Below are 20,536 nucleotides of genomic sequence, written 5' to 3' on the forward strand. Positions count from 1 at the left end.
AATAATCAACTAATAAAAATTATTATGCGTATTAATAGCTTAGTGTACTTTTTTATTGCCAGTTTAATGTTTACCGCTACTGCGTTTAGCAAGCCGCAAAGTCTCGTGTTTTGTTACGAAGACAAAAATATAGCTCCTATGTTTTTAGGTGATGGCCAAAATATACCAACAGATAAACCTGGTGCATCAATCGAAATACTTCAAAAACTTGATTTAGCATTGCCCAATGTAGCAATATCATTTGTTAGAAAGCCATGGCGTAGATGCTTAAACGATTTAGAATTTAATCGAGTTAATGCTGTTATTGCAAGTTACCGCAAAGGGCGAGAAAACGTTGCTGTTTACCCTGTTGATGAGCAAGGTAAGTTACAAGATGACTACGCAGTAAGTGAATTTGGCAGCTGCCTTATAGGGCGTTATAAATTTCATAAGGAATGGGAGACTCGTGAAGTATTTCAAAATAAAGCATTTACGATAGCTATTCCTAATGGTTATGGGCTAAATAGCGCGTTAAAAGAAGAACCATTTTTTATTCATAATACGTTTTCTAAAAGCAAAGCTTTTGAGTTGCTAGATAAGGGGGTAGTGCAAGCGAGCGTTGATCTATGCCAAGTAGATAGCTTAAAAGTGTCGAGTTATCCGTATGAGGGTAATAATGTTAAACCTATTTATCCCCCTTACGAAACCAGCCATGGTTATCTTGTTTTTTCAAAAAAATTCTACGAAGAAAAAAATGCTCTAAGCTTACAAATGTGGCAGTGGTTATCAAAATTTGAAAGTGCACCTGTGTATATTAAATACTTACAAACACTTAAATAAACAGGCCCTGACAAAATAAAATTCGCGTTTGTAAATTGGTATTAATTTAATATTAAGGTAGCATAAGCGGACTTTTTATAAAATGGCACCGCAATGGCTCAATTATACTTTTACTACTCTGCAATGAACGCAGGTAAATCAACCACGTTATTACAATCTGCATTTAACTATAAAGAACGTGGCATGGAACCTGTCATCCTTACTGCGGCCATTGATGATAGACAAGGCGTGGGTAAAGTATCGTCTCGTATTGGCTTGCAAGCTGATGCGCATGTATTTGATGCTAGCAAAGATGTTTTTGATCTTATTCAATCACTCAACAATGATAAAAAACGCCATTGTGTATTAGTTGACGAGTGTCAATTTTTATCAAAAGAACAAGTAATGCAATTAACCGATGTGGTTGATGAACTTGGTATACCGGTATTGTGTTATGGCCTGCGTAATGACTTTAGAGGCGAGCTATTTATAGGGTCGCAATACTTACTTGCGTGGGCTGATAAGTTAGTTGAGCTTAAAACTGTATGCCACTGCGGGCGTAAAGCTAACCATGTACTTCGTACCGATGAAAATGGTGAAGCAATTGCCGATGGTAACCAAGTAGAAATTGGCGGCAATGACCGATATGTTTCGGTATGCCGCAAACATTATAAAGCCGCGTTAAATATGGGCCGACAAAGCATTTAAAAATGTATCAATATCTTCGCGCGTAATATCTAAATGCGTTACTAGCCTAAGCTGCTTGCTTGGGCTAAATAATATACCTTGTTGTTTAAGTGTCTCAGCAACCTCTTCAATGTTTATACTGTTAGTGTATGTTGCGTAAACCATATTAGTGGTGTTACTCATATCGACAGTAAAGCCACTGATTTCACTTAATTGTTGAGCCAAATAACGTGCATTTGCATGATCGTCTTTTAAGCGCTCTACATTGTGCTCAAGTGCAAACTGCCCAGCGGCTGCAAGCATTCCGGCTTGACGCAAACCGCCACCAAGTACTTTTCTCCATCGTCTTGCTTTATTAATAAGTGCTGGTGAGCCTAATAATAAAGAGCCTACGGGCGCTCCCAAGCCTTTAGATAAACAAATAGAAACTGAATCAAAGTGTTTTGTAATTTCAGTGATATCAACATTTAGCTCAACTGCGGCATTAAATGCACGTGCGCCGTCTAAGTGCAGCGCTAAATTATGTGTGTTAACAAAGTCACGAGCTTGGGCTAAGTACTCAAGAGGCAGCACCTTTCCGCCAATGGTATTTTCTAAACTAAGCAATCGCGTTTTTGCAAAATGGCAATCGTCTGGTTTTATAGCCGCCGATATTTTACTAAAAGGTATACTGCCATCAGCATCGTTTTCGATAGGCTGTGGTTGCACAGACCCTAAAACAGCTGCACCGCCGCCCTCAAACTTATAGTTATGCGCATTTTGGCCACAAATGTATTCGTCACCTCGCTCACAATGCGCCATTATTGCAAGTAAGTTGGCTTGTGTACCTGAGCTACAATAAAGTGCGGCTTCAAAGTTAAAACGCTTACACGCATAAGCTTCTAGTTGGTTAACGCTTTCATCATCACCATATACATCATCACCAACCGGTGCGCTGCACATAATATCGCGCATTTCTTTTGTTGGTTTTGTAACTGTATCAGAGCGAAAATCTATCATGATTGCCTTATCCTTTTTATTGTTTTTAATAAAATTGGTATTAATCAAGCTCGCTACAAATTTGCTCACGAGTGTCTTTCTCAAAGTAGCTCCATGCAATAAAGCGGCTAATTTTTTGACCTTGTGCCATATCAACTATTTTATATTGTGCTATCGGGTGGGCTTTTAATACTTTTTCAAGGGCTGCAATATTATCTTTTTTGGATACTAACGACGTAAACCACAGTACTTGCTCTGCAAAGTCTTCGCTTTCTTTAATCATGTTAGAGATAAACTGTACTTCACCGCCTTCACACCATAATTCATTATTATGGCCACCAAAGTTAAGCGCGTTACTTGGTGTTTTGCCTAAGTTTTTCCATTTACGTTCACTACCTTTAGTCGCTTCTTCTTCACTGGCATGAAACGGAGGATTACAAAGTGTTAAATGGAATAAATCTTTTTGATTTATAACGCCTTTAAAGATATGTGATGCGTTTTTTTGTTGTTTTAGGGTTATTTTTAAACCATTAAACTGAGCAATTTGCTTTGCTATTTTTACTGAAGCTGCATCAATATCAGTCCCTGTAAAATGCCACTTATATTCACTTGTACCAGTAAGCGGGTAAACTAAATTAGCGCCAGTACCAATATCAAGTACTTTAATTTGCTTACCTAAAGGTATTTGTTGTTGATTATCATCACTTAATAAGTCGGCTAAGTAATGAATGTAGTCAACACGCCCAGGTATAGGTGGACATAAGTTGTGCTCGGGAATATCCCAAAAATCAATATTATAATGTGCTTTTAAAAGAGCTTGATTTAGTGTTTTAACGGCTTTGTTATCACTAAAATCAATGCTTTTAGTACCTGCAGGTGTTGTTATAACAAAGGGCAGTAGAGCAGGGTGCTCTGTTGTTAATAAATCGAAGTCGTACCCATTTTTATGTAGGTTACGAGGGTGTAATTTTGAACGTGCTTTATTTTCTTTCATGGCTTCATTTTAACAACAGATATGATGTAGTGATTGTAACAAATGCTGATGAGTAAAGTGCAGACATTTCCTTTGGTATATTTAATATTGCTGGTAGGATGAGTTGAAAATAATAAAAAGGAATAACTGTGGCGATTTCTCAGCAATCAATAATTATTAACTTAGCTGATCAACAAACACTTCATTTACGCCGTATTAGCGATGAAAATCAGCAAGGGCCTGTCGTATTTTTTATGCATGGAGCTGTAGAAAACGGTAAAATTTTTTATACCCATTCAAATAAAGGACTTGCCCCTTTTTTGGCTGAGCATGGATATAGATGTTATGTGGCCGATTTACGTGGCCGAGGTGATAGTAAACCGGTTATTTCAAGTGACGCTAAGTACGGGCAAACGGAGGCCATTTTAGAAGATATTCCAGCTTTTATTAAGCAAATAGAGTTGATTGAAGGCAAAAAGCCAGACTACTGGGTTGCTCACTCTTGGGGCGGGGTATTGATGAACAGCGCGTTTGCACGTTTTCCAGAATATATTAACGATGTTAAAGCATGTGTGTATTTTGGCTCTAAGCGTTCTTTATTTAATAATCACCCTCAAAAATTATTACAAGCCAATTTAATTTGGTATTTTATGGCGCCTTTACTTGCTAAAAAACATGGCTATTTAAATGCTAAAGGTTATAAGTGGGGCAGCGATAACGAAACTCAAAAGTCGCATTATCAAAGTATGCAGTGGGCTAAAAAGAAGCCATGGATAGATTCTGATGATAATTTTGATTATGCAAAAGCGCTAAACAACCTGCATTTACCGCCAACGCTTCATATTGCTGCGGTAAAAGATAAAGCATTAGCGCAACCAATCGATATTCAAAAATTTATGGACGAATCAGGGCTAGGTATTCAGCAAATGCAAATTTACGGTCGTAAACACGGGCATAATTTTGATTACGACCATATTAATATGCTTACCCACCCAAGTGCGCGTGATGATCAATTTAAAGATTTACTTAATTGGTTTAAAGCACATCCGATTAATTAATTCTCATCAAGTAACTTTAAAAGAGGTGTTTTGTAACGCTCCCACTTAGCGATTGCGGCGTTATTAATAGGTTGGCGAATAGCATGTTTACTCAAGGTCGTTACCGGTGTTTTTTGTTTATAAAATGCTAAGCAGCGCTCTTCAAAACTACAGTTTAAAAAACCAAGTAACTGCGTTAGCTGCTCTTTTGGGTTACTCACTAAATCTTCGTAACTGACATCATAAATTGGCATCTCTTTAAAAGAGTGCCAATGGCTCATCAATTTTTCATACAACTTATGATAAAGCTTAAACTCAGGTAGTGAGCAAAAGTAAGGCTCGTTTTCAGCAAAGTAATTAGTGAAGATAGAAAATGCGGTGGCATTAAAATCACGACTTAAATTTATAAATTTAGCATTTGGGAATAGAATATATATAAGTCCGAGCGACTGATAATTACTCGGCAGTTTATTTATTATAAAAGGTCTGATGGGCGATGCTGTTTTTAATGTTGTGATATACAGCTCGCGGACTTTTTTGATTAAATCCGGCGTTAAATGTGCTAAACATTGCGGGTAAGTCACTCCCGTTTTTTGTTCGATAAAAGCAACTGCGTTATTACTAATACTCGTGCTCTCTCCTAGGCTCGAAAACTGACTATGGCTTGCCAACATTTGCTCCACAAGGGTAGAACCACTACGAGGCATGCCAATAATAAAAACAGGCGTAATATTACCCGTAAACTTTTTATCGGCAGAGGCTATAAACTCCTCGGTGTTGTATTTTATTATTTCATCGTAAAAAGGGGTTAAATCTTTAGTGTTAAATTCACTTAATTTTTTTTGTAATTTATTCGCCAATATAAAATAATTAAATGCTTGCTCGGTATCCTCAAGTGCATCGTAACTGTTTGCTAATGCGTAGTAACACACCATTTTTAAACGTAAATTACTCGTTTGAGTTAATAAGTGGTGCAAATTACTTACATAATTATGCTCATTATCAAAGCGGCCTAACTGCACAAGTTCAAATAAAATATAAGCTGTTACAGGGTATACCCCAATACTGAGTGCATGAGCAAAGGTTGTATGAGCTTTATCTAACTCGCCATGTGTTAAATAGTGCTGTGCTAAGTAATAATGAGGCTCTGGGTTATGACTTGCTAATTTTTTTGCGTATTCAAGCACCGTTAGTGCATCGTTTGGCGAATGAACACCGTTAAATGCATCAGCAAGGGCATGTAATGGTTCAAGCATATGAGGCAAGCGCTCACAGGCTTTTTGGAGTAGGTATACAGCAGCGTCGTAACGTTCTAGTCGTAAGGCAATTCTGCCTATGCCAAATAAAGCCTCACCATTTTCAGGGTTACTATTTAATAGCGTTTTAAAATGAAACTCAGCTTCTTTGAGTTTATTTTGTTGCAGTAGTTGGTTGGCTTTTTCAAGTAGCATAGTTATACCAATTTTATTAAAAAAATAATCATTCTATCGCATTAAATAGCGTACTCACTGCGTTAAAAATTATTCATATAGAGCAACTATATATCATAGTTTTCGCCTTGTTATTACGCTATTTTCTGAGCGCTATAATAGAACACTTATTCAATGCAATTGGTATTGTTCATTATTATTTTTATTAACTATAAAATTAAAAAGGCGAAATGTCTTTAACATTTCGCCTTTGGTTCTTCATGAAAATAGTTTAAAAAGTATATGTTGCTTTAGCGTAGTAAAAGCCACCGTTAATACCAAACGGAGATGTTTCGTAGAACTGACCACCCCAGTTGTTATTAGGGATGCCCGTTGCATCTGCAAAATCAAGTTTTTCAGCATCTTGGTCGAATAAGTTTTGAGCACCTACTGAGAAGCTAACTGATTCATTTAAGAAGTAAGTTACTTCAGCATCAATAGTGACTGCAGCATCTGCTGTTTTAGCTGTTGCATCATAATCAACGTGAACACCTTGGTATTCGCCGTAGTAGTTTGCACGAGCAAATGCAGAAACTGATTCCCATTGTTGAGACAATGTGAACGTTGCACGATGATTAGGTAAATCTTCTTCTAAACGCTTAACTTTAAACGCACCTGTAATTTCACTAAATTTAGTTACTTCAGTATCATTCCAGTTATATGCAAGGCTAAATGTAGAGCTACCGCCCATTAATTCAGCTGTATAGTTTGCAACTAAATCGATACCTTGTGTTGTTGTGTCAAAGTCGTTTGTAAAAAAGCTTACCTGAGCAAGACCTTGTACATTAGGTACTCCTGCTGCTGCAAGGGTATCTTTGTCTGCTTGGCTTAAGTTGATTTTATCTGATTGGCTAATACGGTCATCTACTTGGATGTTGTAGTAATCAAGCGTTAAAAATAATTCGCCAATTGTGTATACAGCACCAAGCGTATAACTTTGTGATTCTTCCGGCTCAAGCTCTGTACCACCTAATTGCACTGCAATTGGGTTTGTTGGTGGAAGAAGCGCTGAATCTTGTAATACACCGCCATCTAAACTTGTTTGTACATTACTTACGTTAGCTTGACCAACCGTTGGTGCACGGAAACCACTGCTTACAGAGCCACGAATATTTAAATCTTCAGTTAAATGGTATTGAGCCATTACTTTGTAGTTAGTGGTAGTGCCAAAGCTGTCGTAGTCTTCAAATCGAAGTGCTACGCCCATTAAGAAGTCTTCAGTAAACGGTGCTTCAACATCAACATATGCTGCATAGTTACGGCGAGAAAATTCACCTGCTTGTGATGGTTTAAAACCAGGAAAGCCGTTAGAGCCAATACCAAAACCTTGTGCTGTTAAAGGGCCTGCAGTGTAAGATTCTTCATCACCAGAGACGATAGTGAATGTTTCTTCGTGCCATTCAAAACCACCGGCAATATTTACATCATAAGCTAAACCAAAGTCGACACCCTTTGATAAATCAAAGTTAAAGTTTTTCTCTAGTTGCTCATATTTACCTGGGCTGAAATCACGCGGTGTATCTGCGCCTAAAGAAGCATTAACCGTGTTGTAAATGAAGTAACGTGATTCATTTAAACCCACAGTACCGCTTAAGTCATAGTAAGTATCTTTTAAGAAACCACCAGTGAATCGCCCTTTAGTACCAATAGTTAAAGAAGTATCAGTAATGTTGCCGCCAAAGTTAGGTGTAAAACCACCTGGAAGCGATTCGTTAAATGCAAAACAATCTGGGTTGTTCGCTACACCATTTATGTAAGCTGGATCATCTAGTACGTTGCCATCTGTTATTGCAATAGTAGGACAGTTAGCGCTCATATCAGGTGTTAAATCTGCAACAAGCAGAGTTTCGCCACCATCATTTGAATAAACACCAGAACGCGTTTGTGGGTTACGGTAGTAAAAGCCACCACGTACATCACGTTCAGAGTAGTTACCAAACATGTAAAATTCAGAATCGTTAGTGAGCTCTAAACCCACGTTACCAAAAACTGTAATATCGTCATCAACTTCAGGTGCGCCCCATACTTGTGCGAGCGAAGATACATCAGGAACACCGGCAGCTAAAAGAGCTGCAGCATCGGCACGCTGAACTGAGCGGCTTGTTGCATCTGCTGTTTTGTATTGAAAACTTAAATTAGCAAAGCCATTGTCGGTAAACGGTAAACCCACGTTACCCGACACTTGTGTTGTATCCCCATCGCCTTCATAAAATTGACCATGGCGAATTTCTAATTTACCGCCTTCTGAAGCGTCTTTTAACTGGAAGTTCATTACACCTGCAATTGCATCAGAACCATACTGTGCGGCTGCGCCATCACGAAGTACTTCTACTTGTTTAATAGCAATGCTTGGAATAACTGAAATATCTGCACCTTGCGCGCCATCGTTAATACCACCGCCTAAAAACGCAATTACAGAAGCACGATGACGACGTTTGCCGTTTAAAAGAACTAATGTGCTGTCTGATGGTAAACCACGTAAGTTAGCTGGGCGAACAAGAGAGGCTGCATCGCTAATAGGGTTTTGATGTACGTTAAAAGATGGCACGGCACCTTTTAAAAGTTCAAGCATGTCAGTGTTGCCCGACTTTTCAAGCTCTTCGCCACCAATGATATCGATTGGCACCGGTGAATCACCGATTGAACGTGGAGCTGAACGCGTACCTACTACGGCAATTTTCTCTACGTTTTTGTTTACTTTAGTTTGTTGTTGCTCGTCTGCTGCAACAGCAGTACCTGAAAAAAACAACCCTGCAGTGGTTGTAGCTAAAGCAAATTTAATTGCTTGGTTTAGCGCATTATTTTTTAATTTCATTCTAATTTTCCCCAGTTAGAATAATTCTTATTTTTGATGCTAATTTCACATCATTTATTTTTTACTTAATTTTTTTCACATAAGTTTGAGGTCTTACCTCAAAAGCCTAATCAATTAAGCTTACTTTTTGTGAAGTCCTATCTACAGACTATAGGTAAAAAACGAGGAGAGCAATTATTAATTAACCGTTTGATAACAAAAAGATTCAATTTAATAAAAAATGCAACAGTGGTGCAAAGTGAAGTGGAAATGAACTAAATAAGTGCAAATAGGGTTGTTAAGAGGAATTTTAATGCGTTGGAAATATTGAAATGTTATTTATTTGTTTCTTCCTTGTGTTTTTTAATGTTTTGTATGCAGCGCCAAGCCACTAATTTTTCTTTATATTCATCCCACACGCAGGGGCAGCAACTACCGCCGCCACAGCATTCATCAGATTTTGGTTTTTCAGGCTTTTGCGGTATTTGACTTGATAAATTTTGCATTATTGTATGTATTTAATACTAATTTGGTGCAATAAGAGTAAGTGAAAGGCCGTAGCAAGTAAATTATTCTTTGTGAACCTGCGCCGCTGTGTGAAAATAAAAGGTATGCGATTATATAAAGTTATTCACCGTGCGCCTTGGCGGGTAGTTAAAATTAGTAAGAAACGCCAACAGCTGCGTTTTCGTCGTGCTATGGTGGCGCTTAAAATCGCACTTGCCCAAGAAAAACAAGAAACCAAGGAAATGCTCTCTATTTATAGGCGCTATACTCAAGGCCAAACAAGTAAAGAGGAGTTAAAGCGCGCAAATGAGCAATTTGTTGATATTTTAAAAGGGTTAGGGCTTGGTGTGTTTGCAGTATTACCTTTTGCCCCGCTTACAATTCCTTTAGTTGTTAAATTAGGGAGTTTAGTGGGAGTTGATGTACTGCCAAGTTCGTTTAATATGAACAAATCAATTAAAGAACTTGATGCTAAAATAGATCAAGAAAATCAAAAGCAAGAATCCAAAAATAGCTTAAAAAAGTAGCTAAAATCCCTTCAAATTAGCGATACCTTTTAGGTGCGCTTATTGATATGCTCTTAAGTACCATTTTTATATTATATGAGCTTTTTAATGAGTGCATTACTACGTCATACATCTTCTGGTATTCCTTTATCTTTTATTCTTAAAAACGAATTATCTGACTGGCAAGCACAGCAGCCTGCATTTATACAAAATTGGTTAACTAATACAGGTTTTGAAAAGCAAGGTGTTGCTTTAATCCCTGATGCTAAAACTGGCGAGTTAAGCCAGGTATTTTGTTTAATGCAAAGTAGCGATGACTTTTGGGCTGCGGGTAATTTAGCAAATACACTTCCTACTGGTACTTATCAAATTCAAGGCGAGAACGCTTTTGTAGAGCAAGTTGCTTTAGGGTTTGTGCTTGGTGGTTACGAATTTAGTGAGTATAAAGAAAAACCAACAGCAAAAGCGCAATTAGCCATTAGCGATAAAGCGTTGTTTGAGCGTATTAGCCAACAAGCTGATGCCATTACACTTGCACGTGATTTAGTTAATACTCCAGCGGTAGATATGATGCCGCAACATTTATCGCAAGTAATGGAAGATTTAGCTGCAACTTACAATGGCGAGTTTTCACAATGGATTGGCGATGAGTTACTAGAGCAAAACTACCCGACTATTCACATGGTGGGTCGTGCAAGCGAAAACAAACCGCGTTTACTCGATTTAAAATGGGGTGCAACAGATGCTCCATTAATTACGCTAGTAGGTAAGGGCGTATGTTTTGACTCAGGCGGACTTGATTTAAAACCAAGCTCTGGCATGCGTAACATGAAAAAAGACATGGGCGGCGCGGCGCACGTAATTGCACTAGCACAGCTTATTATGGCAGCTAACTTACCAATTAGATTACGAGTGCTTGTACCTGCTGTTGAAAATGCAGTATCGCGCAATGCATTTCGCCCGGGCGATGTTGTTAAAACACGCAAAGGCATTATGGTTGAAATTGATAATACAGACGCAGAAGGGCGCTTAGTATTGTGTGATGCATTAAGCGAAGCACAAAACGATAATCCTGAGCTAATTATTGATTTTGCTACCCTCACGGGTGCATGTCGTGTTGCACTGGGCACGGAGCTTCCGGGCTTTTTCTCAACAGAGCGCGATGTAGCAAACGGTATTATTGATGCAGGTTTAAGTGTACATGATCCTGTTTGGCAACTTCCGTTGTTTGAGCAATACAAAAACTTACTAAAAAGTGATGTAGCCGATATGGCAAACTGTGCAAGTACACCGTTTGGTGGTGCTATTACTGCAGCGCTTTACTTAAAAGAATTTGTTGAGCCAACAACACCGTGGGTACACTTTGATGTAATGGCGTGGAACTTACGTGCATTACCAGGTCGTCCAACGGGTGGTGAAGCATTAGGTATTCGTGCAGTGTTTAACTACTTACAAAATCGTTTTAATAAGTAAGTTTTTGATTCAATAGTAAGAACTTGAGCTTATGAGTTTTAAACCTCATAAAGCTCAAGTGGCAAGTTATCTGGATCGGCAAAAAAGGTAAACTTTTTGCCGGTTATTTCATCCACTCTAATATCCTCAACGTTTACATCGCACGACTCTAAATACGTTTTTGCAATCTGTACATCCGCTACCTTAAAAGCTAAATGTCTTAAGCCTTGTGCTTCGGGATAGCTTGGTCTTGCGGGCGATCCATCAAACGAAAATAGCTCTATTTGGCTACCATCGGGCATGGCTAAATCTAACTTATATGAATTACGATCAGCTCTAAAGTGCTCATTAATAACGTCAAGTTTAAGTACATTGCTATAAAAGTGTTTAGAACGTACATAGTCACTACAAATAATCGCAGCGTGATGAATACCTAAAAGTTTCAAGTTTAATTCCTTAAAAAGCAAAAACGCACTTAAATAAGTGCGTTTTAAATGTGGCTTATTACATGTTGTGTTAGCTAGGCTGCGCTTCTTTACATGCTTTAACAGCCGGTGCTACAAGCTCTAAACCAGTTTTATCACATGGTGGTAAAGCGGCATCACTTACACTAATAGGCGTTACACGTTCGCCCCATTTTATGTAACTTGCAGCCCACGTAAGACCTGCACCAAATGCAGCAGACATAATATTTGAATGCGGTTTAATTAACCCTTGCTCAACCGCTTCACATAACGCAATAGCAATAGTCGCAGCAGAGGTATTACCATACTCACCAATGTTAACCATTACTTTTTCGTCAGGTACTTTTAAGCGATGCTGAATAGCCTGAATAATACGTAAGTTAGCTTGGTGTGGAACGAGTACATTAATGTCATCAAGGCTCAAATCGGCTTGTTTAAGTACGTCGTCGCACGCTTCACTCATGCCTTTTACAGCACGTTTGAAAATTTCACGACCTTCAAATAATAAATCAGATGGACCAATTGGCTCATATTTATTTAAATCACTACCAAAGTTAGTGATGTGTAAAATATCGCGGTCTTCACTGTCACAACCGGTTTTAGTACCAAGTAGACCCGCTGGTGTATCTGCTGCTTCAAGTACGACCGCACCTGCACCATCGCCAAATAATACAGCGCTGTCACGGCGTGCCCAGTTTACGTACCAGGTCATACGCTCAGCGGCAATGACCACTGCTTTTTTGATCATACCCGCTTGAATTTGTGCTGTAGCAGCTTGCAATGCATATAAAAAGCCCGAACATGCCGCGTTTGTATCCATTGCGGCAGCGCCAGTTGCACCAATATTTTTTTGCACTTGTGAGGCGGTATTTGCCACAACAGTAGAAGGCGTACAAGTGGCTAATATCACTAAATCAATATCTTTAGGATCAACGCCCGCGCACGCAATAGCATGCTTAGCAGCAACGGTTGCCAGCTCGGCGGTACTTACATGGCTCACTCGGCGAGATTTAATGCCTGTACGCGTGGTTATCCACTCGTCGGTGGTATCAACTATTTCACTAATTTCATCGTTGCTAATGCTTGCTGGTGGAATGCATTTACCCCAACCAGTGATATGTGCGTAAGGCATAGTATGTTCTCTTAAGGTGGTCTGACATGTATTTCTAATGGGTGAGTTATACCAAAAAACGGCTTTCAAGACTAGTTTATAGCATGCTTTGTATCGTAAATATTCGCAATTACGGGTTATTTAAGGTAATGCTAGTATAAAAAAGGAGCAAGTATGAAAAAAATACTAATAACAACATTCACTTCAATAGCGCTGGCATTAATTGCAAATGGGGCTTTTGCTCAACAGCATAAAATTATTTATGCGGGCAGCTTACTTGCATCCGAGGATCAAAAAGTAAAAACAGAGCAAACGTTAGTCATAACAGATAATACAATAACAGCCATTAAAGACGGCTACCTCACAAAAGCAGAACTTAACCTATCTGATGCTGATATTATCAATCTTAAAAATCAATTTGTAATGCCTGGTTTTATTGATATGCATGTTCACGTTACGTTTGAGCGAGATGCTAAAGCAAACCCTCACCGCTGGGCAACAGAATATGATGCCGACTATGCTTTGCGCTCAATTAAATATTTGCAACGTACGCTCGATGCGGGTTTTACATCAGTGCGAGATTTAGGTAGCGATCATAAAGTTATATTTCCGCTAAAACGCGCTATCGAGAGAAATGATATTAACGGCCCTCGCATTTTTGCAGCGGGTAATACAATATCGCCTACTGGTGGGCACGCAGATATGCACGGTTATCGAAAAGATATTACAGATGCGGTTACAGGCGGAATTGGTATTTGTAATGGCGCGGATGATTGTAGCCGTGCGGTACGCGAGGTAATTAAAAGTGGTGCTGAAGTAATTAAAATTACTGCCACGGGTGGGGTATTAAGTAATACCGCTGCTGGGGTTAACCAACAACTTACAGATGCAGAGCTGATTGCAATTGTTGATACGGCTCACCACTTAGGACGTAAAGTTACAGCGCACGCACACGGTACACAAGGTATAAAAGCGGCCTTAAAAGCCGGTGTGGATTCTATTGAGCATGGCTCTTACTTAGATAAAGAGACAATAAAGTTATTTAAAAAAACGGGGGCTTATTTAGTACCGACGCTTTTAGCGGGTGCAACGGTAAGCGAAGAGGTGCTTACAAATCCAAATATGCCACCGGCAATAGCCGACAAAGTGCGTGAAGTGACTCCAAAAATGCAGGCTTCGTTTAAACTTGCACTGCAAAACAAGGTTAATATAGCCTTTGGAACAGACTCAGGTGTGTCGCGTCATGGGCTCAATGCTAACGAATTTAGTTTAATGGTAAACAATGGTATGAGCAAAGCCCAAGCTATTAAATCAGCAACCATACATGCAGCTAAACTGCTGGGAAAAAGCGCACTCATTGGCGACTTGAGTGTTGGTAAACAAGCAGATATTATCAGTGTGGATGGCTCACCGCTTAAAAATATCGACGTACTTAAAAACGTGCAATTTGTTATGAAAGCTGGGCAAGTTTATAAACAATAGGGAAGGTTATGAGCAGCAAAATAAAAGTGTCGTTGTTTAATCATTTAATTGACGCTGAGCGTCAGTTACTAGACCCAGAAGTTCGCCAATCTGAGTGCACATTAGATGCTTTACTCGATGATGAATTTATCGAAATTGCTGCCAATGGCACTACATTTAATAAATACCAAGTACTTACCCGCTTACCTACCGAGGTTGTGCCACAGTTTTATAATCAGCATTTTAAGGGCCGAATGCTGAGCGATGATGTAGTGCAACTTAGTTACCAAGCTGCTTTTAGGCGCTCTGCTCGCGCTGAGTTTAATTATTCATTGCGTATGTCGCTTTGGCGTAAAAGTAATGAACAATGGAAAATGGTGTTTCACCAAGGAACGCCTTGTGCACCGTTTTCAATTTCGATGGATGATGATTAAAAATCATATAACCGTTAAAATAACCTTATTAAACATTTGATTGGGCAATAACCTGTTGTTAATGCGTACCGACCCCACCATTAGTCGATTATTAATGCTGCGAAGCGGCGCTATTGCCGTGCAATTAATTGCGGTACTTAGCGTTTATTTTTTACTAGAACATCAAATTGCATTACTGCCTTTACTTATTGTTATTGCCGTTGAGGCTGTGTTTCAGCTTATTAGCCTATTTGCTTATCGAAATGTAAGCCGTGCTAAACCTTTGGGTATGTTGATGCAGCTAACTGCAGACGTATTATTTTTAACGGTTTTACTATCGCTAAGCGGCGGTGCAACTAATGCATTTGTTTCGCTGTTATTGCTCCCGATAATGATAGCTGCTGTTACGCTGCGAGAAAAAGGATTAGCTTATATTGCGGTATTAGCCATTGCCGCATACAGTTTGCTACTTATAAAGATGCCCGATCACAGTATGCATCAAATGAATATGAGTGGTCATTTTATTGGCATGTGGGTTAATTTTGTTTTAAGTGCCAGCGTAATTGCACTTGTTATTGGCGCAATGAGCAGGGCACTTAAAGAGCGAGAGCGAATTATTGCAAACGTGCGTGAAAAACAATTGCGTAATGAACAGCTAGTTACCCTTGATGGGGCTGCTGCACAAATCACCCATCAACTAGCGACCCCAATTGCAAACTTACAGTTACTGTTTGAAGAGTTATTAGAAGAGCAACCAAACAACCCAATTGTTAAGCACATGCAAGCGCCGCTTACTCAGTGTAGTACGCAGCTTAACGACTTTAGAAAACTCTCAGAGCAATTACGCCTTAAAAATTCACAAGAGCATACCACCGTAAAGCAACTGCAAACGCAAATTACAGATACGCTTTTACTGCAATACCCTGATCAGTACATTAAATGGATTACGCCACCTATTGCGGCAACGCTATTGAGTGATGCGATGTTATTGCCTGCTATTTTAAATTTATTGCAAAACGCCGCGCTTGCTAATCAAAAACAAGGTAAAACTCAATTAGAGCTGAGTTGGCAGCAAGATAACTTACATAGCGAATGCGTTTATTTGTTAATTCGTGATTTTGGCCGTGGCTTTTCATCATCGCAATTAGCAGAGCTGGGTGGTCAACTTATGCCAAGCGATCAAGGAATGGGGCTTGCTGTGCTTTTATCAAATGTTACTTTTGAGCGTTTAAATGGCTCACTTACCTTGTTTAACCATGCAGATGGCGGCGCTGTCGCCAAAGTTAAACTCGCTATTGTAAACATTGAGAATAACGCCTCATGAAGTTACTTATAATTGAAGACGACATTAATTTAGCCAGCACACTGGCAAGGCGCTTAACTAAACAAAGCTTTGCCTGCGAGGTGGCGCATAACCAAAGTGATGCGTTACTTGCTGCGCGTAAATTATTGCCCGACTTTGTTTTATTAGACATGAAACTAGGCGACGATAACGGACTTACACTCATAAAGCCGCTGCGTAGTTTGCTCCCCCAAGCTCATATTGTTTTACTAACCGGGTTTGCAAGTATAGCAACCGCAGTAGAGGCAATGCGTTTAGGCGCAAACGATTACCTTACTAAGCCGGTTGATATGGCAACATTATTAAAAGCGCTTAACACCGATCCTGTGTCATCGGCATCGAATGTTATTGATGATGCGGTTATGTCGCCGGAGCGCTTAGAGTGGGAACATATTCAACAAGTATTACACAGTAATAATGGCAATGTGTCGGTTACCGCGCGGCAACTTAATATGCATAGACGTACTTTGCAGCGCAAGTTACAAAAAAAGCCGGTGCAGCAGTAATTTATTACTTAATTTAAGGAAAGTGTTATGAGCGATGATGCAGCTATATTAATGCAAAACCAAAAAATTATTTTATTTGATGCGCAATGTAAGCTTTGCAGCGCGTGGTGTAACTTTATTATTGCTCACGATAAAACTACTATTTTTAAATTATGCAGCGTGCAATCTCCAAAAGGAGAACTGTTGTTAACACACTTTGGTTTTTCAACCAGTGAATACGCTTCAATGGTGCTTGTTGAAAATGGTAAAGCATTTACACAAAGCCATGCTTTTTTTAATGTTGTTAAGCAGCTAGGTTACCCATACAAACTAGCAAACGTATTTAGTATTTTGCCAAATAGGTTTAATAATTGGTTATACGATAGGGTTGCTTTAAATAGGTATTCGTTATTTGGAAAATATCAGTATTGCAGAGTACCCAACCCAGAGGATGCTAAACATTATTTATAAATTAGGCGTTAATACACTGCAGTATAAGTAGATGATAGGTTTATGAGGTTGTGCTAAAATCGCCGCGTTTAATTTTAGCTAACGGTGTAAAAGGCTTTTTTTCATGGCAAACACAGCACATGCACTTCACATTTTGGTTAAGCACAAAGAAATTGCAGAAGATATTATTAAGCAATTAGGTAAAGGTGCAAAGTTTCAAACCTTAGCTAAAAAGTATTCGTCATGCCCATCGGGTAAAAAAGGCGGTGACTTAGGTGAATTTAGACGCGGACAAATGGTTCCACAGTTTGACAAAATTGCATTTAAAGGCGCAATTTTAGAGCCACATTTAGTTAAAACCAAATTTGGCTGGCATGTAATTAAAGTGCTTTATCGTACTTAATAAGCTCGCTGACAAATACTAAAAAGGCTGCACACTGCAGCCTTTAAGATATAATCTTACCCGATTATTAATTATCCAAATTAAACTCAATTGTCATTTCTAAGTTTTTATCAGGTACAGCAACACCATTAACAACTTTAGGTGAGTATTGCCATTTAGATAGGGCACGTTTGGCTTCGCTATTAAACACTTGTTCAGGTTTAGCGTTAATAACTTTAATATTATTTGGGCGCCCATAACTATCTACATCATAAGACATGGTAACAAAACCTTCTGTTTTGTTACGTACCTCTGCAACAGGGTATTTAGGGGGAACTGTTGATTTTACTGTTGCGGTAGGACTGTCTTGAAGTGGAGTTGTAGTACAGCCAGTAATGATTAGAGCGGCAATTATAGACAGTAAGTATTTCATTATAATTCCTTTTATTATTTAGTTAGTACCCTTTTTTACACTAAAAGACCAGTCATGTAAAATAATCCGCTTAGTTATCAAGCCCATTATTTAACCTGAATTAAGGTTATTTAATAAACATCCAGATACCCGCCGCAATCATAAACAGGTTTTCGGTTAGAGAGACAAACCCCAGCGGTACATTACTATCTCCGCCAACACAGGCACATTTAAGCTCTCGTTTGTCTATGTAAACAGCCTTAATCACCGACACGGCGCCAACACCCCCAATAAATAAAGAAATTGGTGCAACAATATAAGCTGAAAGCCCTGCAATCATGCCAATACTTACAAATGCTTCTAAAAATGGATACACATAAGCATATCTCACTACTTTCATCGCAAATAAATCATAGGTTATAAAAGAATTACTAAAGCTGTATAAGTCGCGTAATTTTTGAATAGCCAGTACGCCCATTGTTAACGCGACAAACAGCATAACTGTATGCATAGAAAAAAGTGCAAAGCCAGTCGAGTAGCTAAATGCAAAGGCAAGCAATAAGGTAACAGCAAAAATGGCCGTTACGGGAGTATAAGTAGTACCTTGTTGGCCAGGCTCCGATTTATTAAAGTAAGTGCGCAGGTCGTCATACCCGCCAATGCGTTCGTTATCGATAAATGTTTGTGGTGTGGTATCAACATTGTGCTTTTGTTGAAATGCATCGGTTTCTTCGCGCGAAGTCAGCGGCTTATCTTCTACCTTATAGCCCTTTCGCTTAAGTAAATCTTTTGATTTGAGTCCAAACGGACATATATGTTCATCGGTTGCCATTCTATATAATGTTGCTGACTTAGCCATGTGTACTCCTTACTTTAAATAGTTAATTTATTTGTGCAGACAGTACAAATGTAGGTTTCAACATTGTTGGTCGCTTTGAAAAAAGGGTCTAAATAAATGTAATTTTTACCTATCATTCGCACAAAATTATCTCACAGAGCATGTAATAATTTTCTTTGCTAATAATGCACTTATAATGCCAGTGTAAAAATCTATTCGTGTAATGTTAATTGTGGCAAAGGAACAAATAGTAGATATGTTCCTATATTAGAAATTAACCATAAGCAATATCAACTACCTATTATTATGAAAAATACAGTCACGTTAATAAAATCTAAAGGTGTAGGGATAGGAGCTATCGCTATATTATCAGGGCTCGTTTTAGCGTTAGGGGAGCTTACTAGTCTATTCACTCATTTACCAACATACGAAGGTGGCTTTAACAAAGTAGCAGGGGAGATGATACTGCCATTTAGCTGCTTAGCCAGTTTGTATATAGTTTATAAATATTTTCGATTGGCTAGGGTTATTAAAATAAACTTAATAACAGAGCAGGTAACAATAAATAATAAATCCCTCATAGGCTTTTTAGAAATATCGATTAAGACTTTCGAAAATACGCATCGCTGCGCGTTAATAATTAAAAATACTGAGGAGGAAATACTCAAGTCAGGGGCGCTCTATTACTGCGCTAGTAAGGATTGCTTAATCAACTACAGCGGCGAATATGTGCATATTACAGTTGAGAACCAATAGGGCTAAAATGTGCAGTCTTATTTAGTTTTAAACTTGTCTTGTCCTGAAATGTGTAAACAGATTTCAGGACAAGACACTTTGAAAGAGATTGGTGACTATTTTCAATTGCACTATTCTCGTGTAAGTAAAATAGTGTCAAAAAGAAAGACCTGACCACCCTATTTACACAAGCCTTGGGCAACACTTTGCAAGCATTTGATAGTTATTCTGGTAACATTGAATTTCGTAAAGTACAACAGAAGTTTCAAACTGGCAGTAGCTTAAAGCCAACGTTTGACGTGACAAATTACACCATTGGAAATATCAGGTTATGAGCCATTTAAAGTACCACAATGACCACTATAAATTAGTGAATTTGCAAAATGCCTATCAAATTCATTTAGATACTTATAACAATAGGTGGCAGCGTTATCTCGAGCTAGAGCCCGCGATTTATGAGGAGCCGCAGGCACGGTTAAACTCTGACGCAATGGATTGTATAAGTCTAAGCTTTCATGCACAAAATGCAGAGAAAGGGCTTGAGGGCGTGCCTATTATGCGCTTTGGCCTAGATTTATTACATGCGCACTATAATTTAGTGTCAAACCCCGGGCAGCGCCATATTTTTACCTTAAAAGAGCACGTGTTTCGCTTAGAGGGTCGTGCTGAGCATCGCTCTATAATGGTTGATAATTGGTTATTGCAATTGAGTTTAGCGCTTTGCTTAAGAGATGCTGATGCGGTTGAGTTAATCTGCCGGTGCGAAGAAGATTGGCTTGAGTACCCTGATGCCTTTGACTTCGCACTCCTCAAGTTTGTGCGAAATATATTTGTACAAGACGCAGACCAAACAGTGTTATTACGCGAGGTAATGGAAAAATCAGGCCCTGAGCATGTTGATGAATTTAGAGCGCCTTACGTGAACCAGCTATTCTTACCTTATTTGGATGTGTGGGTAGCGGTGTTATCAAACGATGCCGCTCATTACCAACAGGCAATCCATAAAGCTATTGAATTACATTACACATTCTATAACGACCCACCGGAGGGGGCGGTTACGTGGAAAGGTGATGTAGCCTTGCTGATAAGCGCAGTGGCTAGCCTTGCCTATGATAAACATGGTTGGCAAGTGCCCGACACCCCTTACCTGCCAAAGTGGCTAATTTATAAAGAGTTTGAAAATGCTTAAATTAGCATTGTTTGGCTACGAGGCTGCATATTGCAGCCTTTAATTTTGCTAGC

The 20,536-nt window shown here is 39.0% G+C and carries 22 protein-coding genes; 13 read left to right on the top strand and 9 right to left on the bottom strand.

What is annotated here, in order from left to right; all coding sequences use genetic code 11:
* The first annotated feature begins 24 nt into the window (after positions 1 to 24).
* Together QL998_RS11840 and QL998_RS11845 are read left to right on the top strand one after the other, a co-directional pair.
* Entirely contained in the window at positions 25 to 819 is a 795-nt protein-coding gene (locus tag QL998_RS11840; RefSeq protein WP_290192748.1) for an amino acid ABC transporter substrate-binding protein, read from the top strand.
* Between the two features lie 93 nt (positions 820 to 912).
* Positions 913 to 1,506, top strand: coding sequence for a thymidine kinase (locus QL998_RS11845; protein WP_007582344.1), 594 nt, complete (start codon positions 913 to 915; stop codon positions 1,504 to 1,506).
* Here QL998_RS11845 and ltaE read toward each other — a convergent pair.
* Together ltaE and rlmF are read right to left on the bottom strand one after the other, a co-directional pair.
* The gene (ltaE, locus tag QL998_RS11850) at positions 1,480 to 2,484 is read right to left on the bottom strand and encodes a low-specificity L-threonine aldolase (RefSeq protein ID WP_290192749.1); all 1,005 of its coding nucleotides are present in this window, start codon (positions 2,482 to 2,484) and stop codon (positions 1,480 to 1,482) included. The two genes, QL998_RS11845 and ltaE, sit on opposite strands and share 27 nt — an antisense overlap.
* A 40-nt stretch (positions 2,485 to 2,524) precedes the next feature.
* The gene (gene rlmF, locus QL998_RS11855) at positions 2,525 to 3,457 is read right to left on the bottom strand and encodes a 23S rRNA (adenine(1618)-N(6))-methyltransferase RlmF (protein ID WP_290192750.1); all 933 of its coding nucleotides are present in this window, start codon (positions 3,455 to 3,457) and stop codon (positions 2,525 to 2,527) included.
* A gap of 128 nt (positions 3,458 to 3,585) precedes the next feature.
* Here rlmF and QL998_RS11860 point away from each other — a divergent pair, with 128 nt between their 5' ends.
* A complete protein-coding gene (locus QL998_RS11860; protein WP_290192751.1) occupies positions 3,586 to 4,494 on the top strand; it encodes an alpha/beta hydrolase in 909 nt (302 codons plus the stop codon).
* On the opposite strand, the gene QL998_RS11865 is transcribed toward QL998_RS11860, so the two are convergent.
* From QL998_RS11865 to QL998_RS11875, 3 genes are all read right to left on the bottom strand, one after another.
* Positions 4,491 to 5,924, bottom strand: coding sequence for a tetratricopeptide repeat-containing sulfotransferase family protein (locus tag QL998_RS11865; protein ID WP_290192752.1), 1,434 nt, complete (start codon positions 5,922 to 5,924; stop codon positions 4,491 to 4,493). The genes QL998_RS11860 and QL998_RS11865 overlap by 4 nt on opposite strands.
* Before the next feature lie 250 nt (positions 5,925 to 6,174).
* Positions 6,175 to 8,757: a TonB-dependent receptor gene (locus QL998_RS11870; RefSeq protein WP_290192753.1), complete on the bottom strand. Its 2,583-nt coding sequence runs from the start codon at positions 8,755 to 8,757 to the stop codon at positions 6,175 to 6,177.
* Between the two features lie 314 nt (positions 8,758 to 9,071).
* A complete protein-coding gene (locus tag QL998_RS11875; protein ID WP_076925739.1) occupies positions 9,072 to 9,242 on the bottom strand; it encodes an oxidoreductase-like domain-containing protein in 171 nt (56 codons plus the stop codon).
* A 105-nt stretch (positions 9,243 to 9,347) separates the two neighbouring features.
* Between QL998_RS11875 and QL998_RS11880 the strand changes: the two genes are divergently transcribed.
* A complete protein-coding gene (locus tag QL998_RS11880) occupies positions 9,348 to 9,770 on the top strand; it encodes a hypothetical protein (RefSeq protein WP_007582356.1) in 423 nt (140 codons plus the stop codon).
* Positions 9,771 to 9,857: 87 nt separating this feature from the next.
* Positions 9,858 to 11,222: a leucyl aminopeptidase family protein gene (locus QL998_RS11885; RefSeq protein WP_290192754.1), complete on the top strand. Its 1,365-nt coding sequence runs from the start codon at positions 9,858 to 9,860 to the stop codon at positions 11,220 to 11,222.
* 38 nt (positions 11,223 to 11,260) lie between these two features.
* Here the strand turns inward: QL998_RS11885 and QL998_RS11890 are convergent, their stop codons facing one another.
* Positions 11,261 to 11,647 carry a VOC family protein gene (locus QL998_RS11890; RefSeq protein WP_024605693.1) on the bottom strand — a complete coding sequence of 129 codons (387 nt, stop codon included), beginning with the start codon at positions 11,645 to 11,647 and terminating at the stop codon, positions 11,261 to 11,263.
* 70 nt (positions 11,648 to 11,717) lie between these two features.
* Positions 11,718 to 12,797 carry a ketoacyl-ACP synthase III gene (locus QL998_RS11895; RefSeq protein ID WP_024600537.1) on the bottom strand — a complete coding sequence of 360 codons (1,080 nt, stop codon included), beginning with the start codon at positions 12,795 to 12,797 and terminating at the stop codon, positions 11,718 to 11,720.
* A gap of 153 nt (positions 12,798 to 12,950) precedes the next feature.
* On the opposite strand from QL998_RS11895, the gene QL998_RS11900 reads away from it, so the two are divergent.
* From QL998_RS11900 to QL998_RS11925, 6 genes are all read left to right on the top strand, one after another.
* Positions 12,951 to 14,258, top strand: a complete 1,308-nt coding sequence (locus tag QL998_RS11900) for an amidohydrolase family protein (protein WP_290192755.1) — start codon at positions 12,951 to 12,953, stop codon at positions 14,256 to 14,258.
* A gap of 8 nt (positions 14,259 to 14,266) precedes the next feature.
* On the top strand, positions 14,267 to 14,671 hold the full coding sequence (locus QL998_RS11905) for a DUF4440 domain-containing protein (protein WP_290192756.1): 405 nt from the start codon (positions 14,267 to 14,269) through the stop codon (positions 14,669 to 14,671).
* 61 nt (positions 14,672 to 14,732) lie between these two features.
* Positions 14,733 to 15,974, top strand: coding sequence for a sensor histidine kinase (locus tag QL998_RS11910; protein ID WP_182692719.1), 1,242 nt, complete (start codon positions 14,733 to 14,735; stop codon positions 15,972 to 15,974).
* Positions 15,971 to 16,498: a response regulator gene (locus QL998_RS11915; RefSeq protein WP_154902919.1), complete on the top strand. Its 528-nt coding sequence runs from the start codon at positions 15,971 to 15,973 to the stop codon at positions 16,496 to 16,498. The genes QL998_RS11910 and QL998_RS11915 overlap by 4 nt, the downstream gene beginning before the upstream one ends.
* A 27-nt stretch (positions 16,499 to 16,525) precedes the next feature.
* Positions 16,526 to 16,948 carry a DCC1-like thiol-disulfide oxidoreductase family protein gene (locus QL998_RS11920; protein WP_182692720.1) on the top strand — a complete coding sequence of 141 codons (423 nt, stop codon included), beginning with the start codon at positions 16,526 to 16,528 and terminating at the stop codon, positions 16,946 to 16,948.
* A gap of 103 nt (positions 16,949 to 17,051) precedes the next feature.
* Positions 17,052 to 17,330 carry a peptidylprolyl isomerase gene (locus tag QL998_RS11925; protein ID WP_002959014.1) on the top strand — a complete coding sequence of 93 codons (279 nt, stop codon included), beginning with the start codon at positions 17,052 to 17,054 and terminating at the stop codon, positions 17,328 to 17,330.
* Positions 17,331 to 17,397: 67 nt separating this feature from the next.
* Here the strand turns inward: QL998_RS11925 and QL998_RS11930 are convergent, their stop codons facing one another.
* Positions 17,398 to 17,742 carry a TonB family protein gene (locus QL998_RS11930; protein WP_029771693.1) on the bottom strand — a complete coding sequence of 115 codons (345 nt, stop codon included), beginning with the start codon at positions 17,740 to 17,742 and terminating at the stop codon, positions 17,398 to 17,400.
* Between the two features lie 106 nt (positions 17,743 to 17,848).
* A complete protein-coding gene (locus QL998_RS11935; RefSeq protein WP_290192757.1) occupies positions 17,849 to 18,580 on the bottom strand; it encodes a MauE/DoxX family redox-associated membrane protein in 732 nt (243 codons plus the stop codon).
* A 285-nt stretch (positions 18,581 to 18,865) separates the two neighbouring features.
* Here QL998_RS11935 and QL998_RS11940 point away from each other — a divergent pair, with 285 nt between their 5' ends.
* Together QL998_RS11940 and QL998_RS11945 are read left to right on the top strand one after the other, a co-directional pair.
* Positions 18,866 to 19,315, top strand: coding sequence for a hypothetical protein (locus QL998_RS11940; protein WP_290192758.1), 450 nt, complete (start codon positions 18,866 to 18,868; stop codon positions 19,313 to 19,315).
* Positions 19,316 to 19,625: 310 nt separating this feature from the next.
* Entirely contained in the window at positions 19,626 to 20,483 is an 858-nt protein-coding gene (locus QL998_RS11945; protein WP_290192759.1) for an immunity 49 family protein, read from the top strand.
* Positions 20,484 to 20,536 lie beyond the last annotated feature (53 nt).

The organism is Pseudoalteromonas sp. APC 3691, assembly GCF_030408135.1.
Classification (GTDB): Bacteria; Pseudomonadota; Gammaproteobacteria; order Enterobacterales; family Alteromonadaceae; genus Pseudoalteromonas.